We start from the raw sequence: 16761 nt of genomic DNA on the forward strand, positions 1-16761 counted from the left end.
TTCGGCCGGGCCGGGCTCGATCTCCTTCGCAAACGCGTCTTGCTCGCACGATGAGTCCGGACCGTCCGCATCACAAGATCGTCGACAGAACCAAGATCCGCGACGGCGCCGTGGCGAACCGGCCCATCTACGTGGCCCTGGCCGTCACGGCCGAGGGCCGGCGGGACATCCTCGGGCTGTGGGCCGGTGACGGCGGCGAGGGCGCCAAGCACTGGATTCGCGGCCGCCCACCGTCCGCAACGGATCTCACCGAACCCGGCGGTGCCGCCGGTACGGCCGAAAGATCTGAACCAATACCGGGAATCAGGCCGCGACGAGCTCCTGCTCGCGGTCCGGCGTCTTGACCTTGGGCTTCTTGTTCGGCAGCGAGAGCCGGAAGACCTTGTGCCAAGCGGAGAACACCTGCTTGGGCAGCGGCCCGGTGACGTACTCCAGCTCGTACTTTTCGAACAGCGCGCGCACCTTCACCGCGACCTCGGCGTACCGGTTGCTCGGCAGGTCCGGGAACAGGTGGTGCTCGATCTGGTGCGACAGGTTGCCGGTCATGAAGTGCATGGCCTTGCTGCCGCTGATGTTCGCCGAGCCCATCATCTGGCGCAGGTACCACTGGCCGCGCGTCTCGCCCTTGATCGACCGGCGCTCGAAGACCTGTACGCCCTCGGGGAAGTGCCCGCACATGATCACCGAGTGGGACCAGATGTTGCGGACCAGGTTCGCGGTGAATGTGGCGGCGAGTGTGGGGAGGAACGACGGACCCGAAAGGAGCGGGTGGATCACGTAGTCCTTGAGCACCTGCTTGCGGATCTTGCGGCCCACGGCCTTGGCCCGCGCGCGGAACTCCGGGTTCTTACGGCGGCGCTTGTGCAGGTTCTTGCCGAGCTCCAGGTCGTACGCTGCGATGCCGTACTCGAAGAAGCAGGCGTTGATGAAGTTCCACAGCGGCTGGCCGAGGTGGAACGGGTGCCACTTCTGGTCCTCGTCGACGCGCATGATGCCGTAGCCGAGGTCGTTGTCCTTGCCGATCACGTTGGTGTACGTGTGGTGCAGCTCGTTGTGGGAGTGCTTCCACTGGTCGGCCGGCGAGACGTGATCCCACTCCCAGGTGGTGGAGTGGATCTTCGGGTCCCGCATCCAGTCCCACTGGCCGTGCAGGATGTTGTGGCCGATCTCCATGTTGTCCATGATCTTCGCCACTGACAGGCCGGCTGTGCCGATCAGCCACGCGGGCGGGAAGATCGAGAACAGCAGCACGCCCCGGCTGGCCAGTTCGAGCTTGCGCTGCGCCGAGATGACCTTGCGGATGTAGGCGGCGTCCCTCTCGCCACGGCTGGCGATCACCTCGTCGCGGATCGCGTCCAGTTCGCGGCCGAGCTCCTCGATCTGCTCCGCGGTCAGGTGGGCGGTGGGGTCGATGGCGGTCAAGGTGTTCCTACCGTTCGATGTCGCAGGGGCCCGCCGCGGCGGACACGCAGGTCTGGATGAGGACGCCCGGCTCGGCCTCGGTGATCTCGCCGGTGCGCAGGTCGCGGACGGCGCCCGCCTTGAGCGGCGTGACGCAGCCGAAGCAGATCCCCATGCGGCACCCGGAGGGCATGAGCACGCCGGCCTCCTCGCCGATGTCCAGCAACGGCGTGGCGCCATCCGCGTCGACGGTCTTGCCGGTGGCGCTGAACGTGACCTCGCCGCCGTCGCCGGCGACGAGGATGCTGGGGCGGAAGCGTTCGGTGTGCAGGCGCTCTTGGACGCCGTGCTCGGTCCAGTGCTCTTCGGCGGCGTCGAGCAAGCCGGCGGGGCCGCAGGCCCAGGTCTCGCGCTCGGCCCAGTCGGGCAGGAGTTCGTCGAGACGGGCGATGTCGAGCATGCCGTCTGTGTCGGTGTGCACCTCGGTGAGGCGCAGCTTCTTGTCCGCGACCAGGTCGTGCAGTTCGTTGCGGAAGATCACGTCTTGCGGCTGTGGCGCGCAGTGGACCATGACGGCGTCGTCGAGCTCGGTGTCGCGCAGCATGCCCATCACGGGCGTGATGCCGCTGCCGGCCGTCAGGTAGAGCACCTTGGCGGGCTTGGCCTGCGGCAGCACGAAGTCACCGGTCGGCTGGTCGAGCTGGATCAGCGTGCCCGGTGTCGCCCTGCGGACCAGGTGGTTGCTGACCTTGCCGTCCGGGATCGCCTTCACGGTGATCGTGAGGCGGCCGTCTGGGCGGTTTGTCGGCGAGGTGATGGAGTAGGCACGCCACAGGCGCACCCCCTCGACATCGACCCCGATCCGCACGTACTGACCGGCCGTGTGGCCGCGCCAGCCCCGTCCCGGCCTGATCACGATGGTCGCGGCGTCACCCGTCTCGGGGTGCACGGCCTCGATGCGCCCACGCAAGTCGGCGCCCGCACGCAGCGGGCTGACCAGGTCGAGGTAGTCCGACGGCAACAGCGGCGTCGTGACCATCTCCAGCAGTTTCCACGCCCTACTGCGGAGGGCCGTACTCGTCATGACCCCAGCCTGCTGCGCCTCAAGGCGTAAAGTCCTGACCGCAAGACGTAAATCTGGTCGACCCGATTGTTCGCAGGGAACAAAAAAGTGAGCCATGCAATCCAGAGGGCCAGCGAACTGGCCCTGGACGAGACGACGGTCACCGCACTTCGGGCCGCGCTGAAGACCACCGCCGACGAGATCGTCCAGGCGATCATCGACGAGGTCCCTCCCTACGCCAACGCCCTTTCGGGCCGCATGGGCGGCACCATCCGGCGAGCCGTCCGCACCGCCCTTGGGCACTACCTGGACCTCGCGAGCGGGAACGCCACAGGCGGCGACGCCGGTGACGCGGCCTACGAGCTGGGCCGCGGCGAGGTGCGCGACGGCCGTTCGATGGACGCCCTGCTCAGCGCCTACCGCGTCGGCGCCCGCGTGGCCTGGCGATGCCTGGCAGCGGGTGCCGTACCCGCAGGTCTGCCCGCCGCCGAGGTCGCCAAGTTCGCCGAGCTGACCTTCGCCTACATCGACGAGCTCTCCGCCGCGAGCGCCGCGGGCCACGCCGACGAACTGGCCGCCCGGGGCAGGGCCCACGAGCTCCACCTGGAACACCTGGCCCGCGACCTCCTCGCCGGCGCGAGCCCGGACGTACTGCTGGCCTCCGCACAACGAGCCGGGTGGCAGCCTCCGGATTCACTGACCGCGGTCCTGCTCCCCGCCGCCCAGGCCCGGCCTGCCTACCGCGCGCTCGACCCGAGCACCCTCGTCCTCGACGATCTGCCGGACGCCACCGGTGTGCTGCTCGTCCCTGATGCCGACCGATCACATCTCTTGCGGCAGCTAACCGACCGCACCGCCGTGGTCGGCCCGGCCCGGCCATGGACTCGTGCGTCCGCCTCGTACGCACGAGCCGTACGCGCGCGCTCCCTCTCCTCCGATATTTGCGACACCGAGGACCACCTGCCGGAGCTGGTGCTGAGCGCCGACGTGGACGCGTTCGCAGACCTGCGTGCCCGAGCCCTCGCACCGTTGCGGACCTTGCCTGTCGCGACCGCACGGCGGCTGGAGGAGACGTTGCGGGCGTGGCTGCTGCACCAGGGCAGGCGGGACGAGGTGGCGGCGGCGTTGTTCGTCCATCCCCAGACAGTCCGGTACCGGATGTCGCAGCTGCGGGAGGTGTTTCCGGATCTCGCATCGCCGCACCGGGTCCTTGAACTGACGCTGGCGGTGGGTCTTCGGGTCGGCTGACGCATACTTCGACCGTCCACGACCGCGTCCGCGAGCGGTCCAGGAATCGTGCCTCGTTCTTGGTGCCACCACCTGGCTCATGCGGCCCGGGAAAGAGCGGTACTAGCCAGCTGAGACCGGGGGCTGATGTGAAGAACAGACAAGGCCTCGGGAAGCCCGTCGGGGGCGCTGTCTCTGAGAAGCGCGGTGGCGGATACGGCTCGACTGGATCCGCTGGACGATGCGCACCGGCCCGCTCGTCGACGCGCTCATCGAGCATCTGGTCGGTGATCTGGGCCGCTATGTCCTAGAAAACAGCTTTCACGTCGTCGTCGAGGGCGCTGTCCTGGCATGAGCTGACCCACGGGCGCGCGGCGGGCTGCAGCTGGGTGCCCGGCGGGGCGGCCAGACCGGGTCACCAGGGGCGGGGGGCCGGGCCGCTCGCGCCGGGGACCACCGTGATTCTGCGACGGCCCCGCGCCTCCCTTCCGACAGGTCAACCGGACGACCGACCGGCCTGGCACACCGCGCGAGGGATGATAGGGATGGAAAGACGGAACGTGAGGTCAGGAGCTTCCATGACGAAGCGGGTTCACCGACCCCGTGAGGACGCGGAGTTCAATTTCATCCTCGGGATGAGCGGAGTCCCAGTCTTCGCATACTTCACCGGGACATGGCCCAAGGCAATCGAGCCCTGCCGGGTGATGGACCTCGTCGTGGGTGGCATCGCCGATGACTACACGGGCCGCCTCATGGTCGTCCGCACCGACATCACGCGTTGTCCGGCCGCAACCGAGCGATACGGGATCACTGGAGCCCCGTCCTACGTCCTGCTGAAGGAGGGAGAGGTGGTGGCGCACGGCACGGGGCCTATGACCATCGCCGAGGTACGGAAGTTCCTGGACGGCCACCTCTGAGCGGCCGCTGCGGCACGTGGCCGCGACGCCCGTCACGTCACGTCTCGTCTCGTCTCGTCTCGTCTATGGGAGCCGCACCGCCTGAGACACCTTGGGCCGAGAAGCCGTATCTCAACCGATTTTCAGGGCCGGGGCGGGCAGCCCGAGGGCTACTTGCCATCGCCAGATGTTGGACCAATGCCACGAAGTTAAGGCCCAGTTGACATTGTCAAGACCTCCGGAAGAAGGATCTTGTATGTACTCGGTGCCGTGCGGATGAGTCGGCCGTTGCGTGCCCAGTTGCAGAGCTGCGCGTTGAAGCCGCTGAGCACGCGTCCAGTGTTGGTGAGGCCAAGCTTTCCTGCGGTGTCGCGGGCGTGCATGGCCTGGTTGGAGTTCTCCGCCAGGATCCGGCAGACCTGCCCCCAGCGGCCGGAGGCGGCCCGGTCCGGGGCATGCATGGTGGGGAGAGCGGGTGGATGCACGGTGATCACGATGGATGTGATCGGCGTGCCGTCGCGAGGTCGCTCATCGCGGTTCCAGATGGCATAGCGGGACGTTCCGCACTTGACGATGCGTGCGGACAGCCGCATCCGGCGCTCGGGCAGCAACGCTCGCAGAACGCGGATGCCAATATGTCCTACGAGGTCGGGTCGTCCGGTCGAAGCTGCGGCTGCGGTCGTCCCGGCGACGCTGACGACCGTGTCGCGCGCGGCCTCCAGGGCCACGGTGAAGCCGGACCGGTCGGGATCGCAGCCGGGCACTGTTTCCACCGCGGTCGCCATCATCGAGCGCAGGGCCTGGTAGATGGTCAGGAGTCCCCACATTTCCTGGGTGAGGCCCACCGGGTCCTTGGACCGTAGAACGCGGCCTTTGAGCAGGGTATGACGTAGTGACAGGTAGGTGGTCTCGATCTCCCAGCGTTCGTGGTAGACGCCGACCAGGCGGTCTGCTGGGTCGGCGCGGTGGTCGACCAATATGGTGAGCAGGCGGTAGGTTCCGCCGAAGTCGCCGCCACCGGCGGTACGGGAGCGGACCTCGGCCTCGATCACCCGGAGCCGGACACTGGCGATCCGGGTGAGGTACGAGCCGTCGGGCAGCAGCGCCAGCACCGGCGGGCGCCGGGTGCTGGTGGCACGGATCAGGAACTGTGCTCCCTGAGCCGCGATGTCTGCGAGCAGTCTGTTGCTGTCGAAGGCGCGGTCCGCCAGCAGGAGCACGTCCGAGGTCAAGTGGTTGACCAAGTCGTGTGCGTAGTCGGTTTCGCCCTTCGAGGCGGTGCCGAAGGCGGCGGCGATCAGGCCGCGGGTGCCGGTTTCGCACAAGGTCATCAGCATCAGCCGGGGGTAACCGGAGGGGCCGTGGCCGCCGCTCCGTACGGCCGAGCCAGGACCGGTTGCGTTCGTGGTCGGGGACGTTCAGGCTCCCACAGCCGTCGAAGGCGACGTCCGCCAGAGGCGGTAGCGCACTCAGGGGGTGGACGGCTGGGCCAACGGGCCCGCCAACACCTCGAACAGCCGCTGGAACGGGGCGACGCCGATCCTCCGCCGCAGATCACGAAGGGTTTTCTCCGACGTCTGCGGCACCGCAGCGTCCAGTCCGGCCACGAGCTTGCCCCACACCAGCCCGGCGCCGAAGTGCTCGAACAACCCGAGCGCGAGCACGAAGTACACCCCGACGCGTGAGGGGAGACTGCGCAGCCGTCGCTCGCGAGTCCCGGTCTCGTCCAACATCGCATCCACCAGCTCGGTCGGGATGACCTGTGTCAATTCACCGACATGCCCCGGTGCGAACACGTCATCAATTCCGTAGGTGACAGACTGCGCCACAGGGCCTCTGTTCTCTCAGGAAGATCTTGGTCGATCCCCTGGACAGCAGAGGCCAGCCTCATGCAGTGCGCGTGCTTGACAACGTCAACTGGGCCTTAACTTCGTGGCATTGGATGATGTAGGCCCACCGCTCCTCCTCGGCCTCAGTGCGCCCCGACGCGAGAACCTCGTTGAACTCAGCCTACGTACGGGCCGAGGCTCGGCACGCGCCGGTGGTCCCGGGCCTGCCGGGTCCGCTCGCGGCGTTCACGAACCCGGTGTTCCTCGGCGCGTAGGACTCCAGCCTTCCAGAAGGGTGAGGGGGTGTCCTGGACAGCATGGCTGGCTAAGCTGCCCCTCCTGAATGTTTGCCACAGCGGCGGCGTGCGGCAGTGCTGGGCGCGCCAAGACGGGGGACGGAAGACGCATGGCAGATCGCCAGACGGCCCAGTTGTTCGACCACATGCGCAGGGGCATGCCGTTCGAGTTCACGACCAAGATGTCGATGATGAAGCGGCTCGCGACGCTGGTGTCCACCGCCGAGCTCTTCGGCTATCAGTACGCCGGAGCCCGGCAGGAGATCTTCTCCATCAAACTGATCTTCACCCTCGACCCGAGCCCGCAGGCGCAGGCGCGCGCCGCGCAGTACTGGCCGTACGCCCCGCAGATGCCCGGGATCCCGCCGCAAACGCTGGAACTCAACAAGAAGCGCGTGCTGTTCGACCTGAGCGGCAAGGCCGCGCTGCTGAAGCGGCTGCCGGTCGTCGGGGTGATCGTCCTCCTGGCGTTCCTGCGCTCGCTCACCTTCCTGGGCAGCTCTCCGGGCCTCGCCCTCGGCTATGGGTGCGGCATGGCCGTCCTGGCCGGCGTCGGCATATGGATCAACTTCCTGCGCCACAAGAAGGCCGGCGCGTACCTCCAGGCGGCGGGCTTCGTACGCCACGAGCCCGCCCCCGGCCAGGTCTTCCACCTGCCGCCGGGCTCCCAGCCGCAGCACGGCCAGTCGCAGCAGCAGTACGCACAGCAGGCGCCTGGGTACGGCGGCCAGGCCCAGCCCCCGCACGGCGCACCGCAGCACCAGCAGTACGGACAGCAGCAACCTCCGCAGTACGGGCCGCAGCCCCCGCAATACGGGCAGCAGGCGCCCTACAGCGGCTGGCCGCCGCAGTAGGAGGAGGGGCAGGAGTCGGTCACCCTGCCAGACGATCCCGACCACCACGCAGCACGTGCCGCGCCCGACCGGCTTCGGGCTCCCGGCGGCGCCCTGCGAAGGTCGAGCGGGACACCGGGGCGCAAGTAGTCCGCCGGTAGGTCTCACCGGTTCGTGTTTGGCGTTTCCCGAGCCCGCGAGAAAGGGGGCGACGGATGAGGGGGTCCAGGAGGCAGGCCGCCGGGTTGTAGGGCTCCGCCAGCCCTCGGAAGGTCTACGTGCGCCCCGCGGCGGAGCCCGAAAACGGCCCGTTCAGGAGGGTGCCTGTGCATGATTCGGGCGCGGCCGGCGGTGCAGAGCCACCTCTATGAAGTGTGCACTAAGTGTACTGTAGATGCATGACGGTTTCATATCCGATCACTGAGGCACGCGGCCTGCTCGGAGAGCTCGCCCGCCGCGCTGCCCAGCATGAACGTGTGGTTCTCACTGACCGCGGCCAGCCCACCGCCATCCTCATTTCCCCGGCCGAGCTGGAGGACATGGAGGACGCCCTGGCCGTGGCCCGCCTCGAACGGGACCGTGCGCTCGGGGCGCAGATTGCACCCGTCGCCGACACCGATGCCCGCGCTCTGTTCCGGCAGGCCGCTGAGCGCGGTGCCGCCCGGTGAGCTGGACCGTCACCTGGGAGCCGTCCGCAGTCGACGCCACGGTGCGTTTCTTGGAGGAACGCCCCGACATGCTGGATGAGGTGTTCGCGGCAAGCGACATGCTCGCCGAGGATCCGAAACCGGCGGGCAGCACTCCGTGGGGAACCAGCCACCGCCGCCTGCGCGTTGGCCGCTGGCGGCTCCTGTATCGCATCGACGACGCGAACCGCACCCTTCATATGGAGCACGTCGGATTCACGGCATAAGCACCAACGCGGACCGGTGCGAACGGTATCAACTGCCGTTCGCACCGGTCCGTTTCATGTGCCTGGGTAGCCGATCCGCAGGCCGTCAGCCGAGCGCGTCAATGGCTTTCACGATCAGGCCTCGCGCGTCCGCGTCATAGACGGCCATGCTGCGCAGTCGTTCGAACGTCTCCAGATACTGAGCGACTTCGCCGGGCTGCGTGACGTTCACCCCGGCGGACACCAGCTCGACCGAGACGTTCCGGTCGTCGTAGATGTGGAACGTCTCTTCGGGCCAGTGTGACCGTCGGGCCGCCATCGGGATGATGCCCAGAGAGACAGCGGGCAGTGCGCCGGCGGTGAGGAGATAGCCGAGCTGCGCGGCCATAGCAGCCGGGTCGGCCACCTGGCAGTACAGCACAGGCTCTTCAACCACCACGACGAACCGGTGCCCCTGGTCGTGGACGATGCGCGAGCGCTCAATCCTGGCGCGCGCGGCCTCCACACTGTCGTCCTTGGGCAGATGGTGAATGCTCGCCGCCATGCCGAGGACGGCGAGCGCGTAGCCCTCCGTTTGGAGCAGGCCGGGCACGAGGCTTGAGGAATACATACGGAAACATTCCGTCTGGCGGTAGGTCCGCGTGCGGCTCTCTTGGATGGGCCTCAGCCCGGTACGGACCCGGTCGCGCCACTGCCGGTACATCGACTCGGCATTGACGGACTGGATGACGAGATCCTGCGCCTGGTCCTCCGCTCGGACGGCAGCGCACCAAAGGCGGATATCGGTCGCTGAGGGCCCGGTGAGGGCATTTTCGATACGCGACGTCTTGGAGTAGTGCCAGCTGCACGCGGCAGCCAACTGCACGACCGTCAAGCCAGCTTCCTTACGTAGGTCGCGCAGCCGATGGGCGACGGCTTCACGCGCGGCCTGGGCAGATGATGAAGGAGAGGCGGGCATGGGCTGGCTGCCGGTGCTTTCTGATCAGAGGATCTGGTAGAGGTTGTGAGGGACGGCCCGGCTCCAGACAGCGTCGAACGCCTCGGCGCACAGCTTCGCGGTGCCGCGGTCCTCGGAGGTCTCATGGCCGACCATGGCCCCGTCACCGGAGAAGTAGCCCCACCGGATCACTTGGTCGTCAAACAGCCAGAAGTCGTTTCCGGGTAGCGCAATATCCGAGGCGCGTCGGCGTGGGAGCCAGCGCACGTCTTCGCCCGCATGCACGTTGACGACGGTCGAAGCGTGCTCGTAGCGGATGTAGTCGGTCACCGGCTCGGACACGATGCGGGCGCGCCGCACCGAGACGCCGCGCGCGACGGTTTGCGAGACGAGGCTGACCCAGGGAGCCCAGTCCGAGGATGTCGGGTCGGTGTCGAGGCGGCCAGTTTCTATCCATGCCCGGAAGTCGTCGGCCTCAGCGGCGGTTCCGTACTGGTCCCGCATTTCAAGGTGCACGGCGGATCGTGTGCATCCGCCCATGAGTTCAGCGATCGTCGGCACGCTCGGCGGCATCGCAAGCCTCCCTGATCATGTGCACCATCCTCGCGGGGATTCGGATCACGGCCTCGTCGTCCGGGATTCCCACAGCGTGTCCCGGTACCTCGAAGGCTGCGCACTCGGCTTCAAGTTCAGCGCTGGGCTTCCAGCCCTGGAAGACGAGTTCGTGATTCTCCTGGTCGACCCAGACAGTAGGAGAGTCTTCGGTCTTCGTGTCGGGGTCAATCCCGATGAACCGTAGCGGCATGCCTATCTCCGATCACGTGATGTGCAGACCTTTGCGCCACTGTCATGCAGACGGGCGCGCCGGTCAAGAGCGCAAACGCGACATGCCCACAGCTAGAGACGTCATAGTGCAAACATCTGCACATCGCTGGCTGGGCTGCACACCACGCACCTAGCGTCGGGAAGCACAACAAAGCCCGGCGGCGAACGCCCCCGGGGTCGGCCGACATCACCGGGAGCGTCGACATGGCCGAGATTCCGGACCACATCACATCGGCAAGAGGCGGAACGGCCCTCGCCGCGGACCGCCCTGCAACGCTGCTGCCCGAACCCGAAAAGCTCACAGAGCCTCAGATCCGGGGGCGCGACTGCGTATGGTGCGCGGTCACCCTCGGCACCGGTTCGGTCATCGACCTCGGCGAACGCAGCGCCTCATTCCACGGCACGCGCGCGCGTTGGTTCCCCCGCAGTTGTCAGCCCTGTGCCCGCCAGCACGTCTATCCCGCGCAGCTCGACCACACGCAGAACTGCGAGCAGTGCACCGACGACCCGACGGTCTGCGCTCACGGCACATGGCTGCGACTAGTGATGCGGCAGGCCCGGCGATGAGCGCGAAGCCAACAGCGCTACAGCAGCACGTGGAGATCCCCGGCATCTGCTTCATCCGGCAACCCGAGAGCGCACGGCGCTGCACCCTCTCGGCCGACCACGGTGGCGAGCACAAGCACTTCTACAGCGGCCCACTCACCCACGGTTTCCGCGCCGGCACGAGCTGGCCGCGCAGGCCGGGCGAGACACAGGCCGACTAACGGCTCGGTCCGCCATTGATGGTGGGTGTAGCTCCGTCTCGGGGGCAGCTGATCTGGGGTGTTGCGACGAGTGTTGACCAGCCCGGGGTGTTGTGATGGGCGGTGCTCGGGCGGGATATTCGCTGGTCGCCGCTTGTTGATGGTGGTCATACTGCCGCGATGGATCCGGCGACTTGAAGCTTCCCCTTGATGTTGGACACCTGGAGACTGGGACGTGAGGTTCCAGAGGAAGTATTGCCAGGTGGGAAGTAAGAGCAACCGCAGCAGGCGGTACTCGGAGGAGTTCAAGCGGGACGCGGTCGCGCTGGTCCGCTCGTCCGGGAAGACGGTCACGGAGGTGGCCCGGGAACTCGGGGTCAGCGCGGAAGGGCTGCGCAACTGGGTCAAGCAGGACCAGGCCGACGTCAGCCGAGCGGGACGCTCCCTGGAACTCGGGGCCCAGCGTCCAGATGTGCTGCGATGCGAGTGATCGTTCGGGCGTTGTCCTCGAATAGATGCCCCTGCATGCCCGTCACCTGAGCGGCCTCAACGTTGACTGCGACATCGTCGATGAAGAGAAAGTTCTCCGGACGCACGTCCAAGCTGGCGCATGCGGCCTCGAACGCTCGCGGGGCAGGCTTGCTGATGCCGATCTCGTGCGAGTAGACGATCTGCTCCACCAGGTCGTCGAAGGGATACAGCGCAGTCTCCCGCGCTCGGGCCCCCACGAAGCTGTTGCTCAGGATGCCCAGCCTGCAGTCTTGCCGCAACCCTCGCACATGTGCGATGAGTTCCTCGTTTGGCGTCCCCAGGTATTCCGTCCAAAGATCAGCCATGAAGGCTTCGACCTGGGGCGCCTCGAGACCCAGGCGAGATGCCACCTGCTCGTGCACCTGGCGTTCGCTGATGCTCCCGACGCTTCCAGCACGCCACACGTCGCGCATCCGCTCATTGACGGTCCCCAGCGGCAGCTCCAGCCGCTCTTCCCACCGTTGCACCCACCCCGTTTCCGGCGTGATCTCCAGCACGCCACCGATATCGAGAATGACGCAGGTCTCGGTCACGCGACCCCCCTCTTCGTCTTGCATGGCCAGCGAGCACACACATAGCCCGCTCATGTGATCTCAGGAGAAACTGTTGCCCTTCCCTTTGGGGCAAGGTCAAGCGATCTTGGAACCTCGTGACAGCCCTGTCGCGAGGTGCCGACTCGACTCGCCCGAATCAGCAAGTGCCGCTAAAACTCGTGACGATCCGCGAAGCCCTCGGCCCGACGCTGACGTCAGAACTCGTCAACAAACGCTGTCGCAGGAAGTGATCGAAGCCATCAGGTCGACATCCGGGGGTTGATACGCTCGGGGTTGAGGAACCGCTCGGCGTTCGGCGAAAGGTGCAGGCCGGCGGGGCCTACGTTCGCCAACTCGTTGTCACCGATCCGCCTTTACTGCCTGGAAGTTGCGGGTCTTACGACCGCGCTTCAGGATGCGGTTCGGTTCATGATGGTGTCGAAGAGTTTCTCGGTTTCGCCTTCTATCCCGATTTCGAGGCGCCTGTTGACTTGGCGGAGGGTTTCGTATGCGGCGTTGACGCCGGCGCGGTTGCCTGCCTGGTCTTCGATGAGCATCCAGTCCTGGTAGAGGGTTTCTGCGCTGTCGTCGATGTCGAGTCCGCGGGTGACGGCGCGGCGGGCGGCGGTGAGGTCCGGGCGCGGCGCGGTGCGGTGCCAGGTCGCCAGGGTGTGGGCGATGTCGGTGATGCGGACGAGCATTTCCTGGGTGCGGGCGGCGGCCCAGGCCAGGTCGGCGCCGCCGAACGGGCGGCCCTTCACCAGGTCGAGTGCTGCCTCCAGGTCCGCGATGCCGGCACCGGCCTGCGGGCCTTTGGCGAGTCCGCGTTCGGCGAGCTGGGTGAAGCGTGTCCAGTCGCAGCGGGTGGTGGGGGAGAGGCGGTAGGTGCTGGTGCGGTCCCGGGGAAGGTAGGGGTTGCCGTCCACGTCGGTGCCCAGGCGGTTGCGCAGTTCGGAGATGCGGGACTGGAGGGTTGCTTTGGACCAGGGCTTGCGGGGGTCCATGGCCTCGCGTGCGGTGTCGCTGCTGATGCCGGGCTTGAAGTAGAGCAGGGCGGCGAGCTGGGCGAGTTTGAAGCCGTGCCCGGAGGCCTCGATGCCTGCAACGGTGACAGGGCCGAGGACCTGAATGTCGGGGGCGTGCAAATCGACGGCCCCCGATGCTTCGCTTTCGTCTTCCTCGGCTTGCGCGGGCGGCTGTTCGGCGGGTGCGGGTACAGGTTCTGGTCCGGGCGTTGTGGCGGGGCCGTGGGCCAAGTCGTCTTCGGCGGCGTGCTGCGGGGTCGGCATGTTGCGCAGGGATGTTGTGCCGGTCAGTGCGGTGAAGGGTGTGTCCGGGACGGCGCTGGGTGAGGCGGGCCAGTGGCCGGGCTGGGGCTGGGGCTGGGGCTGGGGCTGGTTGAGGGTGAGGTCCGGGACCAGCTGCCAGGGGCCTTCGGCGGGGCGGGCGGGTTCTTCCGCAATGTTCAGCACGCCGATGAGGTCGTGGTATTCGCTGTCGGTCATCGACTGTACGAGTACGTCGGTGTCGAGCAGGTCGAGGCGCTGCGGTGTCGACGATCCGACGGTCAGCCGTTGGGCGTGGGGGAAGGCGTGGTGCGCGCTGCGGGCGGGGAGCACCAGGGCGAGGGGCAGGTTGTGGGCTGTGGCGAGCGCGTCCGCGAGGTGCTGGGCGTCTTCCGCAGCGGCGTCTGCGGCGCAGATCAGCAGCCACGGAAGAGGCGCGGTCTCGTCTTCGTCGGCGTTTTGGTGGTGTTTCAGGAGGAGTTCGCCGAGGTCGCGTTGTGCGGCGCGCAGGTGCGGTATCGCGCGCAGGCGGCCTTGGGGGAGTCGGGTGGGCAGTTCGGTGCCGAGGCCGATGGTGAGGATGTCGGCGCCATCGCTCCATGTGCTGGTGGCGGCTTCCAGCGCGAGGGCGCGGGCTGTGTCGCGTACGGCGTCGCTTTCGCCGTCCAGGAGCAGCACGCGGGCGGCGGGGAGGTTGAGGAGGAGGTGGTTGCCGTCGGGGTCGGTCCCGATGGTGGTCAGGCCCGGGTAGGGGGCGGGGATCGCGCGGGCTTGGGCGTGGTCCAGGAGCTCGTGGCTGCGGTCCAGAGTCCAGCAGTGGGGGTTGTGCTGGTGCTGTATGAAGGGCTGGACCGGGCCGGTGGCGGTCTGCGACTCGGTGTCGGTGTCGAGCAGCAGGTCGAGGGTGCGGTGTGTGATGCGGGCGCCGAGGATCGCCGGCAGGGCACGGCCGTCCTGCTGGGCGTGGTGGTTCAGGGTGCGCAGCGCAGTGTCGAGCAGTTCGACGCTGCCCGGTTCGGCGCTCGCTTCCAGGACCTGCTCGAGGGGGGTCGGCTGCTCGGCGATCGCGATGGTCTGTCCGGGGCGCCTGCGGCGTCGTTGCAGCAGGCGCTTGATGCCCATGGAGGCGATCAGGGAGCCTGCCAGCAGCATGCCGATCCCGGCAGTCTCCCGTACGCCGACGGGGGATTCGTCCCTCTCGCCGGCGCCGGTGGTGGCGTCGTGCGGGGTGTTCGTCGGGGCTGTTGCGGGCGCCTCCGGCTTCGACGGCTTGGCGGATACGGACGGGGCAGCGGTCGGCTTCTCCGGCTCGGCCGTATGCGGCGCCACGGGACGCTGTCCGCGGTCCTGTTCCCGGGGCGTCTCGTGTTCCGGGGACTTGGCAGGTGTTGAGGGCGCCGTCTCCTGCCCTGATGCATGCGGCGCAGGCCGTGTTTCCTCTCCGCCCGTGCCGGTGCCTTGGCCCGGCCCCTGGTCGGCGGCGGCGTTTTCGTCCGGTCCGCTGGGCGGCGTGGTGTGCGGCTTCGCCTTCTCGGGCGGCGTGTGGGGCGCGGCGGGCTGGGGGATGTCGAGTTTCAGGCCGGCGCGGATGTCATCGGGGTCCGTCAGCGTGGTGCCGCCAGGCTGTTCGGCGCCCTTGTTCGCGTCGAAAATCTCGCGGTACTTCGCGCCGTCGCCCAGTTCCGCCTCGGCGATTCCCCACAGGGTGTCGCCCTGCTTCGCTGTGACGCTGCGCGTCTGCTTGCCCTGCTTGGCGGGAGCGTTGGCCCCGGAGTCCGACGTGTCGGGCATGCGGAGTTGCCAGCCGGGTTGCAGGAAGGTGCTGGCGTGGAAGGTGCTGCCGTCGCTCATGGTCCGTCCGTCGTTCAAGGCGGCGATGTCGCGCCAGCGTTCGCCGTCACCGAGTTCCCGCTCGGCGATGCTCCACAGGCTCTCGGCGGGCCGGACCTCGCGGACCGTGTCATGCGGCGCGGTGTCGTCAGCCGCGTGGGCCGCAGCGGATGGTGCGTGCGCCGGCGGTTCGGGCGCTTGCGGCGTCTGTGCGGGCACGTGGGTGGCGGTTGCGGCCGGGGTGGCGGTCGCGGGTGTGGCCAGCGCTGTTCCGGTGGGCAGCAGGACCAGGATGCTGCCCACGAGGACGGCGGCCAGGCGCTGGGAGGAGCCGAGCCCGCGCGGGGGGTTCCAGGCGCGGCCGCGCAGTTGAGCGGGGATTTCGCGCAGTGTGCAGAACGCGAAGGTTGCCCAGCCGAGCCAGGCGACGGCGATCAGCAGGAGGAGGAATGCGCCGCCGGTGTCCTGCCGGTCGATCAGGTGGGCCAGGTCGTCGTGGCTGGTTGCCCAGACGACGGGGGTGGCCTTGATCAGCAAGACGGGCAGGCCCACGAGGGCCGTGGCCAGTACGGCGAGGCTGGCGAGGGCGCGCAGCACCGCGGCGATGGTGCGGCTTGCGCCGTTGGGGGCTGCGTTGTGGGGCATGTCAGGGTCCTTCGGGTGCGGTGATGCCGTGCAGGAGGGTGGCCTTTCCATGCCCGGTCACGGCCATGGAGCCGATGCCCGCCACCGACAGGAACTTCGTGGCGTAGGTGTCCTGGGTGGTGACGGTGAGGGTCTTGCCGTCTGCGGAGACGGTGGCGGTGCCTGCGGTGTTCGCGGAGCGCAGGTAGGCCTGGGCGGCTGCCTGTGCGGCTTGGGGGTCGACGGTGAGGGTCTTGCCGGGCACGGCCTGTGCGGGGTCGATGGCCTGGCCGCCGGCGCGGGCGGCTTCGGTGGCGACGAAGTCGGCGCGTTCGGTGGCGCGCATCTTGCCGCCGCCGTCGACGGCCAGGCCGATGATGCCGAGCAGCGCGAGTACGCAGACCGCCACGAAGACGGTGACGCCGCCACGGTCGTCAAGGTCCGTTGTCTGCCGGGCAGAGGCCGGCTGTCGTCTCATCGTCAGTCGCCCTTTTGTCGGAAAACTCGTCGGTTGGGCAGCCGCGGAGACGCCAAGCGCCTGCACGACATGTTCGGCCTGTCCATCAACGCCGGCCTCCGCTACACCGACGTCGTCGACCACCCCGGCTTCGGTGATGCCTTCCCGTCTACGTGACCCAGCGCCATCACGGACAATGACGCCATGACGCGCTGGTTCCGTAGCCACTGGGCCGAAGAAGACACCTGGTTCTACTTCGAGGTCGACGCCGGCAGCTGGGTCACCCGCCAGGTGGAACTTCAAGGACCACTCGAAAAACCCATAGCCGCGGCCTCGTTGACCGAGTGGGAAGCCGCCCAACAGGCCGGAACTCTCGCAGACCACGAGGAGACCTTCGGTGTCACGGCGGAGGTTCCCGTCCACGAGTGGGACCCCCACGATCCGCAGGACCTCACCGCCCAAGAGTTCGAGATCGTCTGGCGGACCGCACGGGCCTCCTGCCAGGCAAGAGCTCGAGCACGCTCGACGCGCGGAGCGTGAACCCACGTACCCTCG

The 16761-nt window shown here is 67.9% G+C and carries 18 protein-coding genes and 2 pseudogenes; 11 read left to right on the plus strand and 9 right to left on the minus strand.

Going from position 1 to position 16761, the window contains the following annotated elements; all coding sequences use genetic code 11:
* Positions 1-92: 92 nt before the first annotated feature.
* A pseudogene (locus ACZ67T_RS42320) lies at positions 93-218 on the plus strand (transposase); the annotation flags it as partial.
* An 85-nt stretch (positions 219-303) separates the two neighbouring features.
* Here the strand turns inward: ACZ67T_RS42320 and ACZ67T_RS42325 are convergent.
* The gene (locus ACZ67T_RS42325) at positions 304-1422 is read right to left on the minus strand and encodes a fatty acid desaturase family protein (RefSeq protein ID WP_469991899.1); all 1119 of its coding nucleotides are present in this window, start codon (positions 1420-1422) and stop codon (positions 304-306) included.
* A gap of 7 nt (positions 1423-1429) precedes the next feature.
* The gene (locus ACZ67T_RS42330; protein ID WP_469991900.1) at positions 1430-2485 is read right to left on the minus strand and encodes a ferredoxin reductase; all 1056 of its coding nucleotides are present in this window, start codon (positions 2483-2485) and stop codon (positions 1430-1432) included.
* An 87-nt stretch (positions 2486-2572) separates the two neighbouring features.
* On the opposite strand from ACZ67T_RS42330, the gene ACZ67T_RS42335 reads away from it, so the two are divergent.
* Positions 2573-3712 carry a PucR family transcriptional regulator gene (locus tag ACZ67T_RS42335; protein ID WP_469991901.1) on the plus strand — a complete coding sequence of 380 codons (1140 nt, stop codon included), beginning with the start codon at positions 2573-2575 and terminating at the stop codon, positions 3710-3712.
* 557 nt (positions 3713-4269) lie between these two features.
* A complete protein-coding gene (locus ACZ67T_RS42340; protein ID WP_469991903.1) occupies positions 4270-4608 on the plus strand; it encodes a thioredoxin family protein in 339 nt (112 codons plus the stop codon).
* A gap of 188 nt (positions 4609-4796) precedes the next feature.
* Here the strand turns inward: ACZ67T_RS42340 and ACZ67T_RS42345 are convergent.
* Positions 4797-6416: pseudogene (locus tag ACZ67T_RS42345) on the minus strand (IS4 family transposase).
* Between the two features lie 406 nt (positions 6417-6822).
* Here ACZ67T_RS42345 and ACZ67T_RS42350 point away from each other — a divergent pair.
* The 3 genes from ACZ67T_RS42350 (at position 6823) to ACZ67T_RS42360 (ending at position 8458) form a co-directional block, all read left to right on the plus strand.
* Positions 6823-7566 carry a hypothetical protein gene (locus ACZ67T_RS42350; protein ID WP_469991905.1) on the plus strand — a complete coding sequence of 248 codons (744 nt, stop codon included), beginning with the start codon at positions 6823-6825 and terminating at the stop codon, positions 7564-7566.
* Between the two features lie 377 nt (positions 7567-7943).
* Complete coding sequence (locus ACZ67T_RS42355) at positions 7944-8213, plus strand: type II toxin-antitoxin system prevent-host-death family antitoxin (RefSeq protein ID WP_469991907.1); 270 nt, start codon at positions 7944-7946, stop codon at positions 8211-8213.
* A complete protein-coding gene (locus ACZ67T_RS42360; RefSeq protein WP_469991909.1) occupies positions 8210-8458 on the plus strand; it encodes a type II toxin-antitoxin system RelE family toxin in 249 nt (82 codons plus the stop codon). The genes ACZ67T_RS42355 and ACZ67T_RS42360 overlap by 4 nt, the downstream gene beginning before the upstream one ends.
* Before the next feature lie 85 nt (positions 8459-8543).
* On the opposite strand, the gene ACZ67T_RS42365 is transcribed toward ACZ67T_RS42360, so the two are convergent.
* The 3 genes from ACZ67T_RS42365 to ACZ67T_RS42375 are packed head-to-tail and all read right to left on the minus strand — an operon-like array spanning position 8544 to position 10179.
* The gene (locus tag ACZ67T_RS42365) at positions 8544-9395 is read right to left on the minus strand and encodes a helix-turn-helix domain-containing protein (RefSeq protein ID WP_469991911.1); all 852 of its coding nucleotides are present in this window, start codon (positions 9393-9395) and stop codon (positions 8544-8546) included.
* Between the two features lie 24 nt (positions 9396-9419).
* On the minus strand, positions 9420-9947 hold the full coding sequence (locus tag ACZ67T_RS42370) for a DUF6879 family protein (RefSeq protein ID WP_469991913.1): 528 nt from the start codon (positions 9945-9947) through the stop codon (positions 9420-9422).
* Entirely contained in the window at positions 9919-10179 is a 261-nt protein-coding gene (locus tag ACZ67T_RS42375; protein ID WP_469991915.1) for a hypothetical protein, read from the minus strand. The genes ACZ67T_RS42370 and ACZ67T_RS42375 overlap by 29 nt, the downstream gene beginning before the upstream one ends.
* A gap of 224 nt (positions 10180-10403) precedes the next feature.
* On the opposite strand from ACZ67T_RS42375, the gene ACZ67T_RS42380 reads away from it, so the two are divergent.
* The 3 genes from ACZ67T_RS42380 (at position 10404) to ACZ67T_RS42390 (ending at position 11435) form a co-directional block, all read left to right on the plus strand.
* On the plus strand, positions 10404-10766 hold the full coding sequence (locus ACZ67T_RS42380; protein WP_469991917.1) for a hypothetical protein: 363 nt from the start codon (positions 10404-10406) through the stop codon (positions 10764-10766).
* On the plus strand, positions 10763-10966 hold the full coding sequence (locus tag ACZ67T_RS42385) for a hypothetical protein (RefSeq protein ID WP_469991919.1): 204 nt from the start codon (positions 10763-10765) through the stop codon (positions 10964-10966). Before ACZ67T_RS42380 ends, ACZ67T_RS42385 begins: the two co-directional genes overlap by 4 nt.
* A gap of 241 nt (positions 10967-11207) precedes the next feature.
* The gene (locus tag ACZ67T_RS42390) at positions 11208-11435 is read left to right on the plus strand and encodes a transposase (RefSeq protein ID WP_469991921.1); all 228 of its coding nucleotides are present in this window, start codon (positions 11208-11210) and stop codon (positions 11433-11435) included.
* On the opposite strand, the gene ACZ67T_RS42395 is transcribed toward ACZ67T_RS42390, so the two are convergent.
* The 3 genes from ACZ67T_RS42395 to ACZ67T_RS42405 form a co-directional block, all read right to left on the minus strand.
* Positions 11371-12009, minus strand: a complete 639-nt coding sequence (locus ACZ67T_RS42395; RefSeq protein ID WP_469991923.1) for an HAD family hydrolase — start codon at positions 12007-12009, stop codon at positions 11371-11373. The two genes, ACZ67T_RS42390 and ACZ67T_RS42395, sit on opposite strands and share 65 nt — an antisense overlap.
* A gap of 410 nt (positions 12010-12419) precedes the next feature.
* Positions 12420-15770 carry a LysM peptidoglycan-binding domain-containing protein gene (locus tag ACZ67T_RS42400; RefSeq protein WP_469991925.1) on the minus strand — a complete coding sequence of 1117 codons (3351 nt, stop codon included), beginning with the start codon at positions 15768-15770 and terminating at the stop codon, positions 12420-12422.
* Between the two features lies 1 nt (position 15771).
* Positions 15772-16227, minus strand: coding sequence for a pilus assembly protein TadG-related protein (locus ACZ67T_RS42405; protein WP_469991927.1), 456 nt, complete (start codon positions 16225-16227; stop codon positions 15772-15774).
* 33 nt (positions 16228-16260) lie between these two features.
* Here ACZ67T_RS42405 and ACZ67T_RS42410 point away from each other — a divergent pair, with 33 nt between their 5' ends.
* Positions 16261-16383 carry a hypothetical protein gene (locus ACZ67T_RS42410; protein WP_469991928.1) on the plus strand — a complete coding sequence of 41 codons (123 nt, stop codon included), beginning with the start codon at positions 16261-16263 and terminating at the stop codon, positions 16381-16383.
* A gap of 27 nt (positions 16384-16410) precedes the next feature.
* Entirely contained in the window at positions 16411-16746 is a 336-nt protein-coding gene (locus ACZ67T_RS42415) for a hypothetical protein (RefSeq protein ID WP_469991930.1), read from the plus strand.
* Positions 16747-16761 lie beyond the last annotated feature (15 nt).

The sequence above is a fragment of the Streptomyces sp. NPDC107517 genome, assembly GCF_055582645.1.

Bases quoted from the DNA above. Each gene is read 5' to 3' on its own strand.
- ACZ67T_RS42330 (WP_469991900.1), bottom strand. From the start codon at position 2,485: ATGACGAGTACGGCCCTCCGCAGTAGGGCGTGGAAACTGCTGGAGATG.
- ACZ67T_RS42340 (WP_469991903.1), top strand. From the start codon at position 4,270: ATGACGAAGCGGGTTCACCGACCCCGTGAGGACGCGGAGTTCAATTTC.
- ACZ67T_RS42350 (WP_469991905.1), top strand. From the start codon at position 6,823: ATGGCAGATCGCCAGACGGCCCAGTTGTTCGACCACATGCGCAGGGGC.
- ACZ67T_RS42355 (WP_469991907.1), top strand. From the start codon at position 7,944: ATGACGGTTTCATATCCGATCACTGAGGCACGCGGCCTGCTCGGAGAG.
- ACZ67T_RS42365 (WP_469991911.1), bottom strand. From the start codon at position 9,395: ATGCCCGCCTCTCCTTCATCATCTGCCCAGGCCGCGCGTGAAGCCGTC.
- ACZ67T_RS42370 (WP_469991913.1), bottom strand. From the start codon at position 9,947: ATGCCGCCGAGCGTGCCGACGATCGCTGAACTCATGGGCGGATGCACA.
- ACZ67T_RS42375 (WP_469991915.1), bottom strand. From the start codon at position 10,179: ATGCCGCTACGGTTCATCGGGATTGACCCCGACACGAAGACCGAAGAC.
- ACZ67T_RS42380 (WP_469991917.1), top strand. From the start codon at position 10,404: ATGGCCGAGATTCCGGACCACATCACATCGGCAAGAGGCGGAACGGCC.
- ACZ67T_RS42385 (WP_469991919.1), top strand. From the start codon at position 10,763: ATGAGCGCGAAGCCAACAGCGCTACAGCAGCACGTGGAGATCCCCGGC.
- ACZ67T_RS42400 (WP_469991925.1), bottom strand. From the start codon at position 15,770: ATGCCCCACAACGCAGCCCCCAACGGCGCAAGCCGCACCATCGCCGCG.
- ACZ67T_RS42405 (WP_469991927.1), bottom strand. From the start codon at position 16,227: ATGAGACGACAGCCGGCCTCTGCCCGGCAGACAACGGACCTTGACGAC.
- ACZ67T_RS42415 (WP_469991930.1), top strand. From the start codon at position 16,411: ATGACGCGCTGGTTCCGTAGCCACTGGGCCGAAGAAGACACCTGGTTC.